The sequence below is a fragment of the Saltatorellus ferox genome, assembly GCA_007751475.1.
Taxonomy (GTDB): domain Bacteria; phylum Planctomycetota; class UBA1135; order UBA1135.
Window position 1 is genome coordinate 2,406,253 of sequence record CP036434.1, and the last position, 19,733, is coordinate 2,425,985.

A 19,733-nucleotide genomic window follows, 5' to 3' on the forward strand; every position below is an offset into this window, starting at 1 on the left:
TCAAGCCGAAGATGGAGCCGCTGCCGAGGCGGTCTTTGACCGTCATGGAAATGACCGGCAGTTCCTCGAGCTTCATCCAGGCGGCGACCGTCACTGCCGCCGTGGGGCTGAGCCCGGCGTTTCCCCGAAAGGGCGGAACGCAGTTCTGCGCGAGGCTCTCAGACGGCTGAACGAGGTACAGGAGGGCGGCAGCGGCGGCGAAGAGAGTTCTCTCCGCCTGCCAAGAGTCTTGCCTTCTCCGCGGCTTCCCTCTTTCGCCTGGCCACGGCGAGCCCGTTGCTCCGAGTGCGCTGGATCCATCGACCATGAGTCGCGAAGCTCAGAACCCAGCTGGATCAGCACCCAGCTGCATCAGCACCCAGCTGGATCAGAACCCAGCGGGATCAGAACCCAGCGGGATCAAAACGCAGCGGGATCAAAACGCAGCGGGATCAAAACCCAACGGGATCAGAACTTGAAGCCCAGACCCACCGTTCCGATCAGCCCGTCGATATCGACGTCGGTCGGGCCCGCGTCCACCGACGTCGTGTCGTACATCACCCTGAAGTTCAGGAACATCGAGTCGTTCAGGTCGACGAGGGCGCCGAAGCCTGCGTTGTAGCCGAAGTAGTCCTCCGACACGTTGCGGGTCTCCAGGTCGAAGCCGTAGCGCAGGTTCGCTTCGACGTAGGCCTGCAGCTTCCAGAGGCTGATCAGGCGCTTGCGGAGACCGAGGTCGAGTTCGGGCGTGTCCGAGGACTCGAACTCGCGCTGGTCGATACCGGCGACGACGTCGACGATGCCCGTCATGAAGGCCGCGTGGACCCCGTAGCCCGTGAGGTCGACGTCCTCCTCGCCCAGACCGGAGAGGTCTGCCTCGGCATCGTTGACCACGATCGCCCGCGCCTCGACGCTGAGGATGTCGGAAGGAATGACCTGGCAGCTGCCGAGGGTCGAGGCGGCCGTGAGGACCGCGATGAGAGAGGTGTTTCGCATGGTTGGGTGGCTCCGGATGGGACGGCAGCTTAGCGGAGTGCCCCACGGGAATACACCGCTTCTCGGGTTGGACCATCCGTCCCGGCGCCACCTCGAGGAATACCCCTTATCGATGGGGAACGGTGTTCCGCCCGGTCGATGGACCCGGCGAGGAAAGAGCGCCTACCCCGCTCGCCTCGACCTCGCTCCGTGTCCATCCACACCCAAAACAGTCCTCGTCGTCGGCCCCGTGGTCCGCTCGCTTCCCCTGGGACGCGAGGCGGAATGACGCTCGTCGAGCTCTCGGTCGCGATCGTCATCTTCACGGTCGCCACGGGCATGCTGCTTCAGCTCATCGCCTCGGGACGGGGACTCCGTGAGACCACTCGCCAAGAATGGCTCGCGACTTCGGTCGCGCAGAACGTCCTGGAACAGATGCGTGCGCTCGACTTCCACGACATCTCGGCCTGCTACGACGCGGACCCATTCAACGATCCGGGCGGACCTGGAACCGCCCCTGGTGCGGCCTTTGCCGTCGACGGGCTCGAGCCCACCGCGGCCGACCTGGACGGCCTCGAAGGGGAGATCGTTCTGCCCGTGGTCAACCTCGGCACCGAAGTCGCCCCCGACTGGCAGGTGCGCGAAGACCAAGGGGATCCGCTCCTGGGGCTTCCGCGGGACCTCAACGGCGACGCCATCATCAACGCCGCCGACCACCGGGCGGACTACACGATCCTGCCGGTGCTCGTTCGGATTCGCTGGCGCGGCCGCTACGGGCCGCGCGAGCTGAGGTTCTTCTCGTCCATGACCCAGATGAAGCCCTGATGTCAGCGCCACGAAACCGAAGGAATCGAACGGGACCGGAGGGCGACATGCGCTCTGGCTTCACGCTCCTGGAAATGGTGATGACGATCGCGCTGCTCGCCGTCTTCGCCGTGAAGATCACCTCCGTGATCGATACGACGACCAAGACGACCGAGTCGGACATCATGCGGACCACGGTCGATGCTCAGGCTCGTCAGGTGCTCCGTCAGATCGGCTTCGCCGTCATGGGGTCCCACCCGGAATCCCTCGACCCACGCATGCCCGCTCCGCTGAACCAGGCCAGCCTGAAGTATCAGGTCAACCTGGGCATCTCCGACGGCAAGGTCGTCTGGAGCGACGCCGAGGAGATCGCGCTGGAGGAGGGACGCCGACAGATCTACTGGAGCGACAACCCCGACGCCGCCGACGAGCGGCGCGTGGTCTGGACCAGCCTCGTGGCTCCCTACCTGGAAGGGGAGATCCCGAACGGCATGGATGACAACGGCAACGGTCTGATCGATGAGAAAGGCCTGTCGTTCACGATCGCCGGCCAGGCCATCTCGATGAAGCTCACGCTCGAGCGGGAGCGCGAGGGTCAAGAGCCCCTGGTCACGACCGTCGAGACCGTGGTGACCTGCCGGAACATGGTCGAAGGCTGGGCCCGGGCCGAATAGATGCACATGAAGCAGCAGCACAAGAGCCGACCGAACTCGTCCACCTCGCTCGCAGCACGGGTGTCCGCCGGTGCGGTCCGTCGGCCCGCGCGAGGATGGCGCGCGTTTCTGGCCAGCGTTTGCGTGCTACTCGCCGCGCCCGTCGCTTCCCACGCCGCCGCGTCTCCCTCGTCACACTTCCCCGCACGCTCTTCGGCTTCGATGCCGGACGGGCCAGGGGGGCCACGGCTCGCCAAACTTCTTCTCGACGCCAGCCGAGGTGAGTACTCCGTGGACCGGATCCGCGACGCGGCCGCCGCCTTCGGATCAGCTTCGATTCCGGCGGTGCTCGACGTGCTCGAAGAGGGCACGTTCCACGAGAGGCGAAAGCAAGGCGGGATCGTCGTTCACGCCCTGGACGAGGACGCCCGCCTGGGCCTTGCCCGTGCGCTCGGAACGTTCCAGTGGGAGAGCGTTCGCCGCTGGATCGAGCACCGTCTTCAGGGTGATCCCAGCCTGAAGGCGCGGTCGACGCTCCTCTTCGTCGTGGGCGCCGCTGCGCCCGACGAATCCCTGGGCGACCTCCTGATGCCCATCGCCGATGTTCCGCGGGGCCAGGAACGAGCGCTTCGCCAGCCGTTGGAAGACGCGTTGGCCTCGGCGCTTGCGCGGGAGTCGAACCTCCAGGACGAACTCAGAGCGCTCTTCGTGAACACGCCGCCCACGTTTCTGCGGTCGGTCATCGCCGGGATCAAGAAGGGCGGCGATCAGGCTTCGCTCGACGGGCTGTCGCGACTCCTGGACTCGGTCCCGGAAGCGGACCCGCTGCTGATGATCGAGATATCGGATCTCGCCAAGACCGTCGTGCGTCCCGTGCCTGGACGGACGCTCGATCGGATCCGGGCTGCCCTGATCAGCCGCAACGAATCGGTCCAGGTCGAGGCGGCCAAGGCGCTCGGTCGACTGGACGACGTCGCCGCCGTTCCGATGCTGATCGAAGCGCTCCTGTCCACCAGCGGCGCGCTTCGGATCGAGGCGAAGGTCGCCCTGGATCGGCTGAGCGCCGAGCGCTTCGGCTCCGATGCGGCCGCGTGGTCGCAGTGGCACAGTGACTCCCAGCGCTGGCTCCAGGGCGAGGCGCCGCGCTGGAAGGCGGATCTCCGGACCGGGGACCAGAGCCGGGTCTCCCGCGCGCTCCTTCAGGTCGCGCGCTTCCGCATCTATCGCTACGAGTTCGTCGAGGACGTCGCTGCCGCCCTGGCCAACGGCAACGAGAACACCTGCGTCGTGGCGTGCGCCGTCCTGGGGCACTTCGCCACCTCGGGGTCGATCGAGCCGCTGCTCAAGGCGCTCGACCATCCGATCATCGCGGTCAGGAAGGCGGCGCTCGAGGCACTCGTCCGGGCGACGGGAGCCGATCATGGCGAACACGCGTCCGAATGGCGCGCGGCAGGCTGGCCACGCACCTGAGATCGATACGCAACGGGGGGCCTCGAGGAGGCCTCCCAGAGCGTTCCAGAGCGATCCTGCGAGCGATCCTGGCGACTCACTTCATTGAGTCGCCAGGATCGTTGAAGTTCCGGGCTGTGTGGCGCATCTACAGGGCATCCGGCGGGTATCCTGCTCGCCGAATCCTGCGGCGAAGTACCAGCCATGAACGCCACGACCACAGCCCAAGCCAGCGCCACGCGCACGCGCCTCCGCAACGTCCTGATCGCACTTTTCGCGATCGGCGTTCCGCTCGCCTGGATGCGCGACCCCCAGCTCGTCTGGCAACCGCTCCTCCCGATCCCGCTGCTGTTTCTGACGCCGCGCGGAACCACCCGCGTACTTGCGTTCTTCGCCGCGGTGCTGGTCGTCCTCGGTGGGGGGGTCACGACCTACCGTGAGGGCATGGCCGTGCCCGACTGGCCCGCGACGTTCGACCAGAACATGTGGACCTATCCATACGCGGAGATGTTGAACGAGGGCAAGGGCGTCACGCTCGAGCACGTCCACCGCCTCTGGGCTTCGGCCCTCGGCCTCGTGGCGATCTGCGTGCTCCTTTCCTGCTTCATCTATCGAGCGCGCACCACCGTCACGGTCTTCGCCAGCCTCGTGCTGCTGGCGATCATCGGCCAAGGCCTCCTCGGCGGCACGCGAGTCCTGGAGAACAGCCAGAACCTCGCGTTCCTTCACGGCGCGATCGCCCAGGCCGTCGTGGCGAGCATCGTCGCCCTGGCGGTTTTCTGCAGCCGTACCTGGCAGCGTGCGGAGCGGGTCGGCTCCGAGTACGCGCGAGGCGCCCACTTCCTCGGGCCCTGGGTCGCCGGGTCGGTCTATACCCAGATCGCGCTCGGCGCATGGCTTCGCCATCAGGGGCAGACCATTGCGCTGCTGATCCACATCACGCTCGCGCTCTTCGTCGTGGTGGCGGTGCTGGTCCTGGCGAAGCAGCTCGGCGTCGCCGCCAAGGAAGCGCCGGCCGCGGCCTCCGCCAGCGTGCGCCCGCTCGCCCGCCTCCAGAGCTGGCTCCTGGGATCGCTCATCGCACAGTTTCTTCTGGGCGTGCTCGCGACCTACGGCATCTACAGTCTCTCGGGTGGCATGCAGGCGCAGGTCTCCCTCGGCGAGGCCGTGTTCGCCACGGCCCACGTATTCGTGGGCGCCGTTCTCCTTTCGTCCACCGTCGTCGGCACCATGTACGCCCGTCGCGTCCTCCGACCACCCGTGGTCGCTTCCGCTGGCGTCTCCGCTGGCGTCTCTTCTGGCGCCCCGTCTCCGGCGCACCACGCGCCGCTCCATTCCGGGTCATGACCAGCACCTCTCGAATCTACACCGGCGAGCCCCGCGGGCTCGTGGCCCCCTGGGCCGAGCTCCTGCGCGTGCGCGTCGCCGTGATGGTCTTCCTGACGGGCGCCCTCGGAGGCTGGCTCGCGACGCGTGACCCCTCGCTCGGGAACCTCGCGCGCTGCGCCGAGGCGGCGTTCTACATCCTGCTCGTCACCGGCAGCGCGAGCATCCTGAACCAGGTCATCGAACGCGACCTCGACGGCCTGATGGAGCGAACGAAGAACCGACCGCTCGTCACGGGTGAGGTCTCCGTGCTCGCAGCCGTCGTCGTCGCGTCGGTCATGGGAGTGCTGGGCACGGCCGGGCTGGCGCTGTCGTTCAACCTGCTCTCCGCGGTGCTGATCCTCGCGACGCTGCTCGTCTACGTGGCGATCTACACGCCGCTCAAGCGCGTGAGCACCCTGAACACCGTCATCGGCGCCGTGCCGGGGGCCGCGCCCGTGCTGATCGGCTACGCCGCGCTCGCGGGTGAGATCGGCCCGCTCGGCTGGGCGCTCTTCGCGACGATCTTCGCCTGGCAGTTCCCGCACTTCATGGCCATCGCCTGGATGTACCGCAAGGACTACGCGCTGGCCGGGCACAAGATGGTGCCGACGGAGCCTGGCTCCGAGGGCGCCGCCGGTCGGTACGCGCTGCTCTACTCGCTCAGCATCGTGCCCGTCACCCTGATGCCCGCGCTCAGCGGCCTCGCGGGACCGACGTACGTCATCGGCGCACTGGTCCTGGGCATCATGTACATCATTCCGTCGTACCAGTTTTCGCGGGAGGAGAACCTCCCGAACGCGAAGCGACTGCTCCTGGTCTCGATCATCTACCTGCCCGCGCTGATGGCGCTGCTCTTCATCGATCCCGTGCTGCGCGGCGTCTGATCCATTCCATGAATACGCCCCGCTTCGTGTGGTCTTCGCTCCTGTTCGTCGTTCTGGCCTGGAGTGCCTCCACGGCGTCGGCTGCAGCACCTCCTGCGGCACCGGCCTCGAGCCAGGACGGCTTCACGAGCGCTGGGGCCCCCGCGCCTGACTCGGCCGATCGTTTCGGCGAGGTGCCCGAGTTCCAGTTCGAGGACAGCCGCGGAGGCACGCTCTCGAAGAAGGACCTTCTCGGCGCGCCCTGGATCGCCGTCCCTTTCTTCCTGCGCTGCACCGGGCCCTGCCCCAGCATCACGCGGGACATCCGGGCTCGTCTGCACGACGAGTTCCAGGGGACGCCCGTTCGCATCGTCTCGTTCTCGATCGACCCCGAGATCGACACGCCCGAAGAGCTGCGCGCCTACGCCGACTCGATCGAGGCGGATCCCGAGCGCTGGCTCTTCGTGCGTTCGAGGACCGAGTTCGAGATGCACGACTTCATCCGCGATGGGTTGATGGTGCCGCTGCAGCGCAACGCTGACGCCGAGGATCCGGGCGCCGCGATCACCCACGGCACCCGGATGCCCGTGATCGACGCGGAGGGAAAGATCGCAGGGATGTACGAACTCGCCGACCCCGCGCTGGGGGAGAACGGGCTGCCCCTGGAAGAGTCGGAGCCGATCCTCGAGGGACGGTACGGGCTGCTCATCGCTCGAGCACGGGCGCTCGCGGGCCTGGAGTACCTCTGGCCGCTGCCCCCGGCCAAGGGCGAGACCTCGCGCATCCCGCTCCTGAACGCGATCCTGAACGGAACGGCCTTCGTCCTTCTGATCTGCGGCATCTTTGCGATCAAGAGCGGCGCGAAGAAGACCCACGAGGTCTTCATGAAGCTGGCGTTCGTCTTCAGCGCGGCGTTCCTGGGTTTCTACCTCTACTACCACTTCAAGGTGCAGCCGATCCAGGGCGGGCCCACCCCGTACCACGGCGCGGGGGCGCTCAAGATCGGCTACCTCGTGATGCTGCTGACGCACATCGTGCTCGCCGTCGTGAACCTGCCGATGGTGCTCCGGACGTTCTGGCTGGCGCACAAGGAGGACTGGGTCCGGCACAAGCGACTCGCGCGCTGGACGTTCCCGATCTGGGCGTACGTTTCCCTCACGGGAGTCCTCGTCTACCTGATGCTGTATCCGCTCAACCCGCCCGCGTAGTCGCGCGTGCGCCCGGCGTTCAGCCGCCGAAGCGTTCGCCCTTGCGCGCCCGCTCGGCGTTCGTCCTTTCGACGCGCGCGCTCACGCGGCGCCAGAGTCGGGGCGACGAGCGGATCGTCCGCGCGTACCCCGCGCCCGCGTAGTCCCGAACGAAGCGCGCCAGGTCCGTTCGGCTGAGCCCGTGGTTCTGCGCCGCGAATCCGAGCGCGCCGAGGTCCTTGGCGAGCCAGCGCTCGGGGATCCGCGTCCAGACCTGCGCGCGATGGAGATCGATCAGGACAATCTCGGGGTTCCGGTCCTCGCCGCGTACCAGGAGGTGACCGAAGTACAGGTCGCGGTGGTTGACGCCCGCCGCGTGCATGCCGGCGACCAGCCGGGCGACGCGCCGGATCCAGGCCCTGCGGGCGCGGAAGTCCCCGGGGCGAAGGGAGGCGGCCACCTCTCCCAGGGTTCGCTGCGTCCCGACGTCCTCGGTGACGAGGAACGAGCGACGCCGGAGCCAGCGCTGGCCTCGCACTCCCCATCCGATGAGCGTGGGAGCTGCCACGCCGCTGGACCGGAGCGTCTGCAGGGCGTGCGCCTCGCGGCTCGCGTCGAGGGGCGGGGTCCGCAGGGACGTGAGTTCCTTCAGCGCTTCACGGACGCCGATTCCGGAGGCGAGCTTCGCGAAATAGCTCTGGCCGCCCTGGTCGAATCGGAAGGTCCTGCGCCCGCCTTTCTCACGGAACGTCTCGCCGGACCGGGCCGCCAGCCACTCGTAGGGGTCGCCTTCTCCAATCGCCGAGCGAAGCGGTTCGATCGCGGTCCAGTGGTTCATCCGTTGCCCGCCGCGCGGCTACTCATCATCGGGCGAGGTGGCCTGCGAAGAGTCCTCGGAAGGCACGTCTCCGGTCTCGCCGGACTTCTTGGACTGGCTCACCGCCGTGTAGAGCAGGAAGGCGAGGATCAGGAGCGTGGGGATCCCCGCCACGAGCCAGAGGTGGCTGCTGGACTGTCGAACGGCTTCGGTGGTTTCGCTGGGCATGGAGCGGAGTGTTCGCGGTCGGTGCGCCGGGCGCAAGCTCAAGCCCGTTCCACTTCTCGAATCACCGCGTCGACCATGGCGTCGGGGTCGCGCGTTTCCATGTAGGCGAGAGCGCGTTGCCGAATGGGCTCGAGCGGCGCGGCCCCGAGCTCGTGGAGGGCGTGGGTGAGCTCGGCGGGCTGGAAAGGCTCTCCCAGGACCACCCCCGCCTTGGCGGCCGAGACGTGGTGTGCGTAACCGGCGCAGGCGGAGACGACGACCGGGGTTCCGGCGCTGAGCGCCTCCAGCAGGACCATGCCTGCCGGTTCGGATCGGCAAGGGTGGACGAGCACGTCGGCCGCCTGGAGGAGTGCGGGGACGTCGTCGCGGGCCCCCAGGCAGTGGAGGAGGTCGCTCACGCCGAGTTCTTTCGCTTGGCGGCGCAGGCGCGCCGGATCCCCCGAGCCCGCGACGACGAGGACGACGCGTCGGCCCGGTAGTGCGGCTCGCAGGTCGGGGAGAGCCGCCACGGCACGATCGAAGCCTTTTCGATGGAAGTCGGAGCCGAGCGCCAGCAACAGGAAGGCCTCTTCACCTGCTTCCAGCGCTTCCTGCTTTTCCCCGGGCCCCCCGGCCCCCCCGAGCCCCAGCTCGGCCCTGACAGCGGCGCGTAGCTCTCTGGCGCGGCCGTCGCGACGCCGCGTCGCCGAGTAGCCGGGGGGAAGCGCCGTGAAACGCGCGCTTGGCGTTCCGTACTCACTCTGGATCACGGCCTGCTCGGCGCCGTTCATGAGCAGGATGTGCGTCTCGGACTCCGGTCCGAAGACGCCGCGCTCCATCGCAAGGAACGTCCGCGCGCGCGGCGTCCAGCGGTGAAGGGCGCCGCGGTCGCGTCGGAGCCTGGCGCGGAAACAGGGGTCCGCGCAGAAGTGGAGATCGAGGCCAGGGAGTCGGTCGAAGCCGAGGACCACGTCCGCGCCAGCCCTGGAGAGCCTCTCCTGCAGCGCCCTGCCGAAGCGGGCTGCTCGGGCATGGTTCGAGACGCCAGGAACGGTCAGGACCTCGACGTTCAGCGTGGGCTGCCCGGCGTCGCTTGCGGGCATCGGCCCTTCCCATTCGCGGACGAAGAGCGTCACGCGATGGCCCCGTCGCAAGAGGGCCTCGGCGGTGTCGTACGCGATCCGCTGGAGCCCTCCATGGGGGAAATAGCGCAGCAGTGCGAGGGCGATGTGCAGCGACCGGGGCGCGCGCGAGGTCTTGTGTGATGGACTCATGGGCCAGTGCCGGTCGGGCCCGTGACCTTAGCGCGTCCCGATCGATCCTCCCCAGGCATGCGTCGAGATTCAGGAGAGGAGAGCTGGGGGCGCCCCGCGGAGCCGGCGACGTCGAAGGTGAAGGTAGCGCCAGCGTCGGCGTCCAGCCGTGCGCTGGTGGCCTGGGCGCTGATCGCCGCCTGTACGGTGGTTCTTGCGGGTCCTGTCGGTAGGGGCTGGCTGCGACCGGGCCCAGCGCGTTCGGTCGAACTCTGGGCCCTCGATAGGGCGGCCCACGCGGCCTTTGCGATCGACTCCGACGGGATGGTGGTCTCGAGGGTGAGCGTGGGGCTGGAAGTCGCCGTCCCGAAGGTCGTCGCTCCAGCGCGCTGGCTCCTCGACGATTGGATCGACTCGTTCGGCGAGCGGTACGTGGCGCACGCCGCGGACGACCCGCGCTGGGAGCGCGCGCGACCCGGCGCGTGGGTACTTCTGCGATCACCAGACGCGCCCAGGACGTCGGCGGCCTCGCTTCCCGTGGGCGGCGCGTTCCTGGAGCGCTGGGTGCGGAGGGGCACGCCGGCGGAATGGACCCGGGCCTTTCGAATCCCTCTCGAATGGTCTGCGCGCGCGATGGCCAGCTCGGAGGAAGGGGTCTGGGTCGCAGCGGAGCGCATCTGTGCCCTGAAGTTCTCGACCCACGCGGGGCGACCACTCTTCGAGCGAACGCTCGCGGACGCGGACGGAGTCGAGGCGCTCTGCGTGGCTTCGACCGCCGCAGGGGGCGGCGTCTGGATCGCCGCCGGTGGCGCGGTTCTACGACTCGACCGAACAGGTCGTCGCCTGCCCGGTCAGGGTGGTTTTGCTCATCTGGTCGCGCTCTTTCCGGGAACAACGCGCACCGAGGCTTCGATCAGTCGATCGCGTTGACTTGCCGCTCGGTCACGGAGAGGACACCGAGCACGGAGTTCGCTATGTCCTGCCGCTTCTCATCGGCACACGCTTGTACGAACCGAGCGGCCTGCTTCTTGAACCGCTCGAACTCCTTGTGAAGCGGAGAGGATTTGACCTCCCTGCGCTTCATGCGCTCCTCGACCTCGCGGATCTTCGACTCGAGATCTTCGATCAACTGGTCTTCCGAACGGCGCTGGGAAGAGCGTGATTTTGACGCTCGACCGCCCGTGCCGTTGTGCACGTTCGTGGTCATACTTATAGGAGGGTTCGATGGCCGCTTGGTTTCGGGCGGCGGGACCTGGAGGCACTCACAAGAGTTGCCTCGACCTGTCCTCGGACTAGGCTAGCACTCGAATTTCGGGGTTCAAGGGCTGGATCCGAGACTTATCCCGGTCGCCCCAACCTGAAACCCGCGTCCAGGGACCCCTCGTTCGCGAGCTTCGCATAGAATCTTACGCTCCAAAATGCAAAACGTTCACGCAGACATCGAAAGCGTCCTCTTCTCCGAAGACGTGATCCGCGCAGGCATCGCCCGCGTGGGAGCCGCCGTCACGGAGCGCTTCCGCGGGCGGGACTTCACGGTCGTTTCGATCCTGAAAGGCTCCTGCATCTTTTCGGCCGACCTCATTCGACAGATTCCGATTCCCCTGGAGCTTGCTTTCGTTTCCGCTTCCTCGTACGGCGATCGAACGACGTCCGGGGATCTCGAGATCAACTTCTTTCCGACGGGCGAGATCGAGGGGCGAAACATCCTGCTGGTGGATGACATTCTGGACACTGGTCAGACCATGAGTCGGCTGCGTGAGGAGTTCTTGCGGCGCGGTGCCAGCGAGATCGCGACCTGCGTCTTCCTCGACAAGCCGAGCCGCCGTTCGGTCGAACTCGACGCGGACTTCCGCGTGCTGGAGGTCGAGGACAAGTTCGTCGTTGGATACGGACTCGACTTCGCCGGGCGCTACCGGAACCTGCCGTACGTCGGCGTGCTCAAGCCCGAGATCTACGGGGCGAGAGCGTCCGTGGTCGGGGAGGGCTGAGCGTTGACCGAGATGGATACGTTCGTCATCCCCGATGAGCGCGCGGGTCTGGAACTCGATGAGTTCCTCTGCCTGCAGTACCCGGGGCTGTCGAAGGGGTTCCTTCGCCAGGAGATCGGCGCCGGTCGCATTCTCGTGGACGGTGCTGCCGCGATCGCGGGCAAGCGCCTTCGCGCCAGCCAGGTCGTCATGGCGACGATCGACTGGGATCGCGCGCCGCAGCGCCCCGTCAGCCCGGGCATCGAGGTGCCCGTGCTCTTCGAAAACGACCAGCTGCTCGTCGTGGACAAGCCAGCGGGCCTCGCGGTCGAGCCCGAGCGGTGGATGCGAGAGCTCGGTTCGCTCGCGGGCGCGCTGCTCCAGCTCGCCGAGGATCGAACCGAGGAACTCGACGGCAGCCTCGAGAACGGCCTCGCCTTCCGGCCGCGCCTCGTTCACCGCATCGACAAGGACACGACCGGCGCGGTCCTCGTGGCAAAGACCATCGAGGCCGAGCGTGTGCTGCGCGAGGCCTTCCATTCCGGCGGGATCAAGAAGACCTACCTCGCTCTCGTCGAGGGCGAGCCGTACCTCGATGACGACGAGGACATGATCGTGGATCAGCCCATCGGGCCGGTCCTGAAGAAGAGCGGCCGCATGCGCATCGCGCCCGACGGAAAACCCTCGCAGACGCGCGTCAGCATCGCCGAGCGCTTCGATGGCTACACGCTCCTGCGCTGTGAGCCCATCACCGGCAGGACCCACCAGATCCGCGTGCACATGGCCCACGAGGGCTTCCCCCTCGTGGTCGACGCCTTCTACGGCAGACGAACCGAGTTCAAGCTATCCGAGTTCAAGGCCGGCTACCGCTCCAAGCGGGGTCGCCCGGAGAAGCCGCTCATCGATCGACTGACGCTTCACGCTTACGAGGTCCTCTTGGCGCAGGAAGTCGCCGGTCCGCTCGGCGTGGCAGAGGGGGAATCGCTTCGCGTCTTGGCGCCGATCCCGAAGGACTTCGAGACGCTCCTGAAGCAGCTACGCAAGGTGCGCCCTCCGAGGTAGCACCGTTCCATCGCGCCCCCCCCCGATCTCACAGCCTGAGCGAAGTTGCCTCTTGCAGGCTGTTCGATGTCCCTGGCGCCTCCGCTAACGCGGACGCGCGTCGGCCAGAGCCTTTCTCGCTCTGGCTCTCACTGCATAATCAAACGTGAAACTCAAAGTAAGACCCTCTGACTTCAAGGTCACCGAACGCCTCAAAGAAGGCATCATCACACCGGGCGGCGGTCACCGCGTCTATCGCGTCATCAAGGAGAAGCTGACCTCGATGGAGGCGGCGACGGAGCTTGCTGCGCACACAGGCGTTTCCACCGGCGACATCGGTATGGCGGGACTCAAGGACCGCCAGGGCGTCACCACCCAGTTCATGAGCGTGGCGCGCGGACCGAGCGTTTCCGTCTCCGCTGGCGCGCAGAGTCAGTCCCTCGGGATCCAGAGCATCGGCTTCTGCGAGGAAGCGATCACGGCAGAGGCCTCCGACGGCAATGACTTCCAGATCGTGATCCGCGACCTCCGCGACGGGGAAGTCGATCACCTTCGCACGGCGCTGGAGCCGGTTCGGGCTTCGGGGCTGCCGAACTACTTCGACTCCCAGCGCTTCGGCAATCTGCGCCACGGCCAGGGATGGATCGTGCTCGATCTTCTGCAGGGCGATGTCAGCGGCGCACTGAAGCGTCTTGTGGCGAGCACTTCCTCCTTCGAACCGCCCGCGCGGAGGCGCCTCAAGGAGGCGCTCGGACGTAGCTGGGGCGATTGGAGCGCCTGCCGCTCGATCGCGGGCAAGCTCGGCCGCCATCACTCGGTCTTCGAGCATCTGAAGCGCGACCCTGACGACTTCGAAGGCGCCTTCGACCGCGTCGGCACGCGCGAGCGTCTCATCCACCTGTACGCCTTCCAGTCGCACCTCTGGAACCGCGCGCTGGCGCTCTGGGTCCAGGATCACTTCGAGGAGCGCATCAGCCTCCGCGGGATCGAGGGCATGCTCCGTTTCCCGGTGGGGGAGTTCCAGCTTCCGCCCGAGTGGGGCGGTCAGTTCATGCTGGCGGGCAGCCAGCTCGACGGCGTCACCGACCCTCTCCAGCGCGAACTCTACGAGCGGACGCTGGAGCGGCTCGGCTTGACCGTGCAGGCGCTCGACATGCCGAACCTGGCCGGGTTCCAGCTCAAGCCGGAGCCGCGGCCAGCGATCGTGCATCCGCTCAAGCTGCGCGTTCGTCCGGCGGAGGAAGACAACCTCCATCGCGGTGCGCGGATGGTCAAGGTCGAGTTCGGTCTGCCGCGCGGCGCCTACGCCACGATGGTGATCCAGCGACTCGTCGGCCAGTCGACGGGGGGCGTGGACGAGCGCCCGCCGGCCGCGTTCCAGCCCTCCCGCGAGGAGCGGGGCGAGCGCGGTGGAGGCCATGATTTCGGCGGCGACCGATCGGATGCCTACGGCGATCCGCGCGGGAACGACCGCGGAGATTCCTACGGGGGCGAATACGGCGGCGATCGTCGTGGTGGAGCCCGGCGTGGTGGCGTTCGGGGCGGTGGCGCCCGGAGGGGCGGATCCCGAAGGGGCGCGCCGCGAAGCGGTGGCGGAGGCTACCGCGGTGGCGGTTTCGGGCCCACGGAGGACAGGAACTTCGAAAGGCCCGATCGAGGACCTCGCCCCGACGGTGGCGAGCAGGACTTCGGCGGAGACTTCCGTCCCCGAGGCGGAGCTCGCCGATCGCGCGGCGGTTCTTCCCGTCGAGGTGGGGGTGGACCCAGAGGTGGGCCCAGAGGTGCCAGCTCAAGGGGCGGCAGCTCCAGGGGAGGCGGGTCACGCGGAGGCGGGCCACGGGGCGCAGGACCCAGGGGTGGCGGAGCACGTCGCCGCGGCGGCAGCCGCCGCCGCTAACCTGCATTATTCACGAGTTTGCACCACCAGCACGCCCAAACCACGCCGTGGCGGCGTCAGACGGCAGCCTTTGGCTGCCGCCCGCTTCGCGGGCTCCCTCACAGAATGCTCGACGGGCCTACGGGCCCGCCTCCGCTTCGTTCGGTCGTCTTCCTTGCCACGCCGCGGTTTGAACGCACTGGTGGAGCAAACTCGTGAATAATGCCGGCTAAGAGCCTGAGCAAGTAGGGCTCTGGCTCGACGCGCATCCGCGCTGGCGGATGCGCCAGGGACGTCGAACAGGCTGGAAAATGGGGTTTCGCTCAGGCTATGAGCATGCCGCATCGGTCGCCGGCCTCTGTTACCCTCGGCGACCGTTCTGATCCGTCCCTTTCAGCCTGAAGCTCCGCCATGAGATCGAGTAACCCCGTCCTCAGAGATTCCGCGTTCCAGTCGTCGATCGAGGGCGCTCGATTCGGAAGCGCCGAGCAGGACCAGCTCGCCCGCGGCCTCATGACCGTCCAGGGAACCATGGCGAAGACCGCCATGCTCCTGGCCGCGGTCGTCGTCGCGGCGTCGTTCACCTGGCGCAAGTTCATGCTGGCCGCCGACGGTCTCCCATCGGGGTCCAGCATCATGCCGTGGATGCTCGGCGGCGTGATCGCTGGCTTCGCCCTGTCGCTGATCATCATGTGGAAGCCGAAGCTCGCGCCGAGCCTCGCGCTGCCCTATGCGCTCGCCGAGGGCCTCTTTCTCGGGGCGATCTCCGCGGTCTACGCCAGGAGCTTCAGCGGCGAGAACGCGGTCGCGGGTCTCGGCGGCGGCATCGTCTTCCAGGCGGTGACGCTGACCTTCACGGTCGCGCTCTCCATGTTCGGGCTCTACGCCTTCCGCATCATCCGGGTGACCGAGCGCCTGCGCTCGATCGTCTTCGCCGCGACCGGCGGCATCGCGCTCTTCTACCTGCTCAGCTTCGTTCTCGGCTTCTTCGGCATTCACATGCCCTTGATCCACTCCAGCGGCATGGCCGGTATCGGCTTCTCGATGTTCGTGGTTGGCCTGGCGGCGTTCAACCTCCTGCTGGACTTCGATCTGATCGAGCGCGGGGCCAGGGGCGGCGCGCCGAAGTACATGGAGTGGTACGGCGCGGTGGCCCTGCTCATCACGCTGGTCTGGCTCTATATCGAGATCCTGCGGCTCCTCGGGAAGCTGCGGTCGGACGACTGAGGGGTCGCGCCGGGGCCGGTGGGCGGCGTAGGATGGAGCCATGAGCCCCTCCTCCCCACAACCAGCGGCGCCCCCGGCCGAGGAAGTCTCGGTCGGCGTCATCGGAGGCTCAGGCCTCTACGAAATCGACGGTCTCACCGGGATCGAAGAGATCGTTCTCTCCACGCCCTTCGGTGAGCCCAGCGACTCCTTCGTCGTCGGGCGCCTCGAGGGCGTTCGCATGGTCTTTCTGCCCCGGCACGGCCGCGGTCACAGGATCTCGCCCAGCGAGATCAACTACCGCGCGAACATCTGGGGCATGAAGCGCCTTGGCGTGAACCGCATCCTCGGCGTCGGCGCCGTCGGATCCTTGAAGGAGGAGATCCCGCCCGGCGACTTCGTGGCCGTCGACCAGTTCATCGATCGCACCCGGCACCGCGCGGACACCTTCTTCGAAGGAGGCGTCGTCGCCCACGTGATGTTCGGGGACCCCGTCTGCGCCGGGCTCCGCGGAGTCCTCCGGGATGCCGCGACAGAAGCCGGGGTCAAGGTCCACGACGGAGGCACCTACGTCTGCATGGAGGGCCCACAGTTCTCCACGCGCGCCGAGTCGCAGATGTACCGGGGCCTCGGCGCCCACGTCATCGGCATGACGAACCTCCAGGAGGCGAAGCTCGCCCGCGAGGCCGAGATCTGCTACGCGACGCTCGCCATGTCCACCGACTACGACTGCTGGTTCGAGGGGCACGACGACGTCACCGTCGACGCGATCCTGGCGGTCATGGCCAAGAACGTCGGCTTCGCGCGGGAAGCCGTTCGCCTGGCCGCGCCGCGCGCTCACGCGCTCGGCAGCTGCGGCTGTCATCGCTCCCTCGAGACGGCCATTCTCACCTCGCCCGCCGCGATCTCCGAGGAGGCGCGCTTGCGCCTCGGGCTGCTCCTGGAGCGCCCCCTCGGAGCGCGCAAGGGCTGATGCCCCGCCCTGGCCCGCTCGCTCCACCGCCACGTCATGAACCACCTCGATCCAGTCCGCTTCGCTCGTCCAATCCTCACGACCGGGGGGCTGCTCCTCCTGGCCGCCGCCTGTAGCTCCAGCGGTCGCGGCGCCGGCGCCCCGACCGACGCCGGCCTCGGACCACTTCTGGGCGGACACATCGGGCCAGCCGTCGCGTCGTCGCCCGCTGGCGGTAGCGGGCCGTCGCGCTTCGTTCCGCCCCTGCTTGGAATCTTCGAGCAGGGCGCGGCCATGGCGATCGCGACCGATCTCGATGCGTTCTATCGCTCTCCGGCGAGCGATGGCTACGAGCGTGCGATCGATCGCGTGATCGCAGGTCTTTACGGGGCGGGCTTCGGAGCCGAGGACGGGTTCGAACTCCAGGTCCTGTCGAATTCGATGTCGGAGCCAGCATGGACGCCCATCTCGGCCGAGATCAACGTCCTGGGAATGCGCGGCGGAGACATCGTCGCGCGGGTGCCCCTGGCGGGCTTCACCGATCCCGCCGACGAGTTCCGCCTGCTGATCGCCGAGGGCGCGCCGTCCTGCAGCGTGCAGGGCGCGGCGGTGTTCCGACTGGAAGACGTGATCCCGGGTGCCATCCTCGTCACGGACCAGTCCGTTCGAAGCGTCGAGCAAGAGGCGGTCAAGAGGGGGGCCAGCGCCATCGTCTCGTGGTTCCAGCTTCCCTACTGTGACGACCCGACGGGCCAGGAACGTCAAATCGAGGCCATCTTCCAGGGGTCGGTCAGGCCCGGCGCGACGATCCCGAGCTTCTACGTCTCGCCTCGGATCGCCGACATCATGGAGGTGGGCTCGAAGCAAGGTTCGACCTTCGAGCTGGTCGCACGCGTACGGCGCGAGGTTCGCCCGCTCCGGACCGCGGTGGCGAGCATTCGCGGCGCCGAGCGGCCGAACGAGTCGGTCTACGTGGTGTCCGCGGTGAGCGGCGCCGGCGCGAACGACAACGCGGCGGGGGCGGCGGGAATCCTGGAAGGGGCGCGGGCTCTCAAGCGGCTCATCGCGTCCGGTCAGATCGAGCGACCGCGGCGTACGATCCACTTCGTCTTCGGCAAGGAGGCCGAGGCTGGCGGAACCGCGCTGGACGAAAAAGCAGACACGCCTGTCGCGGCGATCGTGGCCGATATGATCGGTGCGAGCTACGAGAAGACGGGGGCGATCTGTCTCCTCGAGCGTGGCTGGGACCCGGCCGCGATCGTGAGCCTTCCGCCGGATGCGCATACGCCCTGGGGAGCGGGAAGCGTGGCCGAGGAGGACATCCTGCCCAATGGGCTCTCCATCGTCCTGCGCGAGGCGCTCGTGGACGTGGGGCTCGCCATCGCGGACGAGTCCGGCCCGCCCTGGTCCACCCGTGAGCACCCGTGGGAAGGGGGCAGCGACCACGATACGTTCCTCGGCCGAGGGATCGCGGCGGCGCTCGTCTGGCACTTCACCGACTTCGCGTACTCCACGAGCCTCGATCGGATGGATCTCGTGGACGCAGAAGAGCTGCGCCGCACATCGGTGGCGATCCTCGCAGCGGCGGCGGCCGTGGCGGACGCGCGCCCAGGGGACCTCAACCGGTACATGGCCTCCCTGGCGATCGAGCGAGACCTTCGCCTGAAGGCGTCGACGGCGGAGGGAGCGCCCTCAGGCCTGCGGGAGATCTGGGTGGACTGGTTCGCAGGGACGGAAGCCTGGTTGCGGGCCCTGACGGCCGGAAAAGCGCTGCCCGAGTTCGAGGGCCTGAGGGCGCTCGATTCGATCTCCACGTCCGCTGATAGGTAGTCGAGGCGCGGCGCGCTCCCAGTTCTTAAGCTGGAAGCATGCCTCACGATCAGCACCCAAGCGGCGATCACGCCGACCGAAACTCCATCGATCCCCTGGACGGACCGGCAGGGTCGCCCTCGCGGCGAACTCTGCTCCGTGGGGCAGCGGCCGCCGCGGCCGGTGCGCTCACCGCGGGTGCCGCCGCTGGCCAGAAGAAGGTCGGCCCGGTCCTCCCTCGTCCGGGAAGGCCTGGACCGGGCGGACCCGGCAAGGACGGCCCGCGTCCGACGTCGCCGGTCCTCATTGGCTCGGCGAACGCGCTCCCGGGAATGCAGCGCTACTACACTGACCTGCAGAAGGGGGCCGAGCCCCTCGACGTCGCCATCGAAGTGGTGAAGATCGCGGAAGCCGATCCGGCCGACCACTCGGTGGGCCTCGGCGGCCTGCCCGACGAGGATGGCAACATCACCCTCGACGCCGCGTGCATGCACGGACCGACGCACAACTCGGGCGCCGTCGCCTGCATCAAGAACATCCTGCATCCTTCCGAGGTGGCGCGCCTCGTGATGGAGCGAACGGATCACTGCTTGATCGTCGACCAGGGCGCGTACCGCTTCGCACGCGACCACGGCCACCCGCACACCGATCTGATGACGGAGGAGACGCGCCGGATCTGGATGCAGTGGAAGGAGTCCATGAGCGACCGCGACGATCGTCTTCCCCCGCGGAAGAAGTCGAGGCCCCTCGAGGAGGGCAAGAGCCAGAAGTCCGGCATGCTGATCGACGTCCACGGCGAGAAGGTGGCCGTGGAGGATCTCCTTTGGGACAAGCGCATCACCGGCACGATTCACTGCTCGGCGCTGAGTGCTGCAGGAGAAGTCGCCTGCACCACGACCACGTCAGGGCTGTCCTGGAAGATTCCGGGCCGCGTCGGGGACTCACCGATCGTGGGGGCAGGGCTCTACTGCGACCAGGAAGTGGGCAGCGCGGGTGGTACCGGCCGCGGCGAGTCCGCGATCCTGGCGAACGCCAGCTTCGCCGTGGTGGAGCTGATGCGCCAGGGCGCCAGTCCGCGCGAGGCCCTGCGTGAGGTGCTGCATCGAGTGGAGCGACAGGCGCTGCGGATGGCGCAGTGGCAGCCCGCTCTCGTGGACGCCCAGGGCCAGCCGACGTTCGACCTCCAGCTCTACTGCGTCAACCTCCAGGGAGAGACGGCGGGTATGAGCCTGAAGGGTCAGGGGAGCTACGCCGTGGCGGACGCCGCACGTGGCCCTCGCCTGGAGAAGCTGGAACACGTCTGAGCGGTGCGTCCGCGGTGGGCGCT

19 protein-coding genes are annotated in these 19,733 nt (G+C 67.8%); 14 read left to right on the plus strand and 5 right to left on the minus strand.

Annotated elements, in window-relative coordinates:
- Window positions 1–447 precede the first annotated feature (447 nt).
- Window positions 448–975, minus strand: coding sequence for a hypothetical protein (locus Poly30_RS08550; protein ID WP_145196257.1), 528 nt, complete (start codon window positions 973–975; stop codon window positions 448–450).
- A gap of 264 nt (window positions 976–1,239) precedes the next feature.
- On the opposite strand from Poly30_RS08550, the gene Poly30_RS08555 reads away from it, so the two are divergent.
- The 6 genes from Poly30_RS08555 (at window position 1,240) to Poly30_RS08580 (ending at window position 7,299) form a co-directional block, all read left to right on the plus strand.
- Complete coding sequence (locus Poly30_RS08555; protein ID WP_419191132.1) at window positions 1,240–1,779, plus strand: type IV pilus modification PilV family protein; 540 nt, start codon at window positions 1,240–1,242, stop codon at window positions 1,777–1,779.
- On the plus strand, window positions 1,779–2,432 hold the full coding sequence (locus Poly30_RS28275; protein ID WP_419191133.1) for a PulJ/GspJ family protein: 654 nt from the start codon (window positions 1,779–1,781) through the stop codon (window positions 2,430–2,432). The genes Poly30_RS08555 and Poly30_RS28275 overlap by 1 nt, the downstream gene beginning before the upstream one ends.
- A 6-nt stretch (window positions 2,433–2,438) precedes the next feature.
- On the plus strand, window positions 2,439–3,881 hold the full coding sequence (locus Poly30_RS08565) for a HEAT repeat domain-containing protein (protein ID WP_419191134.1): 1,443 nt from the start codon (window positions 2,439–2,441) through the stop codon (window positions 3,879–3,881).
- Window positions 3,882–4,064: 183 nt separating this feature from the next.
- A complete protein-coding gene (locus tag Poly30_RS08570) occupies window positions 4,065–5,207 on the plus strand; it encodes a COX15/CtaA family protein (RefSeq protein ID WP_145196265.1) in 1,143 nt (380 codons plus the stop codon).
- On the plus strand, window positions 5,204–6,112 hold the full coding sequence (gene cyoE / locus Poly30_RS08575; RefSeq protein WP_145196267.1) for a heme o synthase: 909 nt from the start codon (window positions 5,204–5,206) through the stop codon (window positions 6,110–6,112). The genes Poly30_RS08570 and cyoE overlap by 4 nt, the downstream gene beginning before the upstream one ends.
- 8 nt (window positions 6,113–6,120) lie before the next feature.
- A complete protein-coding gene (locus Poly30_RS08580) occupies window positions 6,121–7,299 on the plus strand; it encodes a DUF420 domain-containing protein (RefSeq protein WP_145196269.1) in 1,179 nt (392 codons plus the stop codon).
- A 19-nt stretch (window positions 7,300–7,318) separates the two neighbouring features.
- Here the strand turns inward: Poly30_RS08580 and rfaP are convergent, their stop codons facing one another.
- The 3 genes from rfaP to Poly30_RS08595 are packed head-to-tail and all read right to left on the minus strand — an operon-like array spanning window position 7,319 to window position 9,576.
- Complete coding sequence (gene rfaP / locus Poly30_RS08585; protein ID WP_145196271.1) at window positions 7,319–8,116, minus strand: lipopolysaccharide core heptose(I) kinase RfaP; 798 nt, start codon at window positions 8,114–8,116, stop codon at window positions 7,319–7,321.
- 18 nt (window positions 8,117–8,134) lie between these two features.
- Entirely contained in the window at window positions 8,135–8,323 is a 189-nt protein-coding gene (locus Poly30_RS08590; RefSeq protein ID WP_145196273.1) for a hypothetical protein, read from the minus strand.
- 38 nt (window positions 8,324–8,361) lie between these two features.
- Complete coding sequence (locus Poly30_RS08595) at window positions 8,362–9,576, minus strand: glycosyltransferase family 4 protein (RefSeq protein ID WP_145196275.1); 1,215 nt, start codon at window positions 9,574–9,576, stop codon at window positions 8,362–8,364.
- Window positions 9,577–9,633: 57 nt separating this feature from the next.
- Between Poly30_RS08595 and Poly30_RS08600 the strand changes: the two genes are divergently transcribed.
- The gene (locus tag Poly30_RS08600) at window positions 9,634–10,485 is read left to right on the plus strand and encodes a hypothetical protein (RefSeq protein ID WP_145196277.1); all 852 of its coding nucleotides are present in this window, start codon (window positions 9,634–9,636) and stop codon (window positions 10,483–10,485) included.
- On the opposite strand, the gene Poly30_RS08605 is transcribed toward Poly30_RS08600, so the two are convergent.
- Window positions 10,469–10,762, minus strand: coding sequence for a hypothetical protein (locus Poly30_RS08605; protein WP_145196280.1), 294 nt, complete (start codon window positions 10,760–10,762; stop codon window positions 10,469–10,471). The genes Poly30_RS08600 and Poly30_RS08605 overlap by 17 nt on opposite strands.
- Window positions 10,763–10,973: 211 nt before the next feature.
- On the opposite strand from Poly30_RS08605, the gene hpt reads away from it, so the two are divergent.
- From hpt to Poly30_RS08640, 7 genes are all read left to right on the plus strand, one after another.
- The gene (gene hpt, locus Poly30_RS08610; RefSeq protein ID WP_145196282.1) at window positions 10,974–11,543 is read left to right on the plus strand and encodes a hypoxanthine phosphoribosyltransferase; all 570 of its coding nucleotides are present in this window, start codon (window positions 10,974–10,976) and stop codon (window positions 11,541–11,543) included.
- Window positions 11,544–11,555: 12 nt separating this feature from the next.
- Window positions 11,556–12,584: an RluA family pseudouridine synthase gene (locus Poly30_RS08615; RefSeq protein ID WP_145196284.1), complete on the plus strand. Its 1,029-nt coding sequence runs from the start codon at window positions 11,556–11,558 to the stop codon at window positions 12,582–12,584.
- Between the two features lie 145 nt (window positions 12,585–12,729).
- Window positions 12,730–14,460 (plus strand): tRNA pseudouridine(13) synthase TruD, encoded by a 1,731-nt coding sequence (gene truD, locus Poly30_RS08620; RefSeq protein WP_145196286.1) that lies wholly within the window; start codon window positions 12,730–12,732, stop codon window positions 14,458–14,460.
- A gap of 390 nt (window positions 14,461–14,850) precedes the next feature.
- Window positions 14,851–15,666 (plus strand): Bax inhibitor-1/YccA family protein, encoded by an 816-nt coding sequence (locus tag Poly30_RS08625; protein WP_145196288.1) that lies wholly within the window; start codon window positions 14,851–14,853, stop codon window positions 15,664–15,666.
- 40 nt (window positions 15,667–15,706) lie between these two features.
- A complete protein-coding gene (gene mtnP / locus Poly30_RS08630; protein WP_145196290.1) occupies window positions 15,707–16,618 on the plus strand; it encodes an S-methyl-5'-thioadenosine phosphorylase in 912 nt (303 codons plus the stop codon).
- 36 nt (window positions 16,619–16,654) lie between these two features.
- Window positions 16,655–18,427: a M28 family peptidase gene (locus Poly30_RS08635; protein ID WP_145196292.1), complete on the plus strand. Its 1,773-nt coding sequence runs from the start codon at window positions 16,655–16,657 to the stop codon at window positions 18,425–18,427.
- Between the two features lie 38 nt (window positions 18,428–18,465).
- Window positions 18,466–19,710: a glycosylasparaginase gene (locus tag Poly30_RS08640; protein ID WP_145196294.1), complete on the plus strand. Its 1,245-nt coding sequence runs from the start codon at window positions 18,466–18,468 to the stop codon at window positions 19,708–19,710.
- Window positions 19,711–19,733 lie beyond the last annotated feature (23 nt).

Excerpts from the sequence above, each read along its gene's own strand:
- Poly30_RS08550 (WP_145196257.1), bottom strand. The coding sequence starts at position 975 with ATGCGAAACACCTCTCTCATCGCGGTCCTCACGGCCGCCTCGACCCTC.
- Poly30_RS08555 (WP_419191132.1), top strand. The coding sequence starts at position 1,240 with ATGACGCTCGTCGAGCTCTCGGTCGCGATCGTCATCTTCACGGTCGCC.
- Poly30_RS28275 (WP_419191133.1), top strand. The coding sequence starts at position 1,779 with ATGTCAGCGCCACGAAACCGAAGGAATCGAACGGGACCGGAGGGCGAC.
- Poly30_RS08565 (WP_419191134.1), top strand. The coding sequence starts at position 2,439 with ATGAAGCAGCAGCACAAGAGCCGACCGAACTCGTCCACCTCGCTCGCA.
- Poly30_RS08570 (WP_145196265.1), top strand. The coding sequence starts at position 4,065 with ATGAACGCCACGACCACAGCCCAAGCCAGCGCCACGCGCACGCGCCTC.
- cyoE (WP_145196267.1), top strand. The coding sequence starts at position 5,204 with ATGACCAGCACCTCTCGAATCTACACCGGCGAGCCCCGCGGGCTCGTG.
- Poly30_RS08580 (WP_145196269.1), top strand. The coding sequence starts at position 6,121 with ATGAATACGCCCCGCTTCGTGTGGTCTTCGCTCCTGTTCGTCGTTCTG.
- rfaP (WP_145196271.1), bottom strand. The coding sequence starts at position 8,116 with ATGAACCACTGGACCGCGATCGAACCGCTTCGCTCGGCGATTGGAGAA.
- Poly30_RS08590 (WP_145196273.1), bottom strand. The coding sequence starts at position 8,323 with ATGCCCAGCGAAACCACCGAAGCCGTTCGACAGTCCAGCAGCCACCTC.
- Poly30_RS08595 (WP_145196275.1), bottom strand. The coding sequence starts at position 9,576 with ATGAGTCCATCACACAAGACCTCGCGCGCGCCCCGGTCGCTGCACATC.
- Poly30_RS08600 (WP_145196277.1), top strand. The coding sequence starts at position 9,634 with ATGCGTCGAGATTCAGGAGAGGAGAGCTGGGGGCGCCCCGCGGAGCCG.
- Poly30_RS08605 (WP_145196280.1), bottom strand. The coding sequence starts at position 10,762 with ATGACCACGAACGTGCACAACGGCACGGGCGGTCGAGCGTCAAAATCA.
- hpt (WP_145196282.1), top strand. The coding sequence starts at position 10,974 with ATGCAAAACGTTCACGCAGACATCGAAAGCGTCCTCTTCTCCGAAGAC.
- Poly30_RS08615 (WP_145196284.1), top strand. The coding sequence starts at position 11,556 with ATGGATACGTTCGTCATCCCCGATGAGCGCGCGGGTCTGGAACTCGAT.
- Poly30_RS08625 (WP_145196288.1), top strand. The coding sequence starts at position 14,851 with ATGAGATCGAGTAACCCCGTCCTCAGAGATTCCGCGTTCCAGTCGTCG.
- mtnP (WP_145196290.1), top strand. The coding sequence starts at position 15,707 with ATGAGCCCCTCCTCCCCACAACCAGCGGCGCCCCCGGCCGAGGAAGTC.
- Poly30_RS08635 (WP_145196292.1), top strand. The coding sequence starts at position 16,655 with ATGAACCACCTCGATCCAGTCCGCTTCGCTCGTCCAATCCTCACGACC.
- Poly30_RS08640 (WP_145196294.1), top strand. The coding sequence starts at position 18,466 with ATGCCTCACGATCAGCACCCAAGCGGCGATCACGCCGACCGAAACTCC.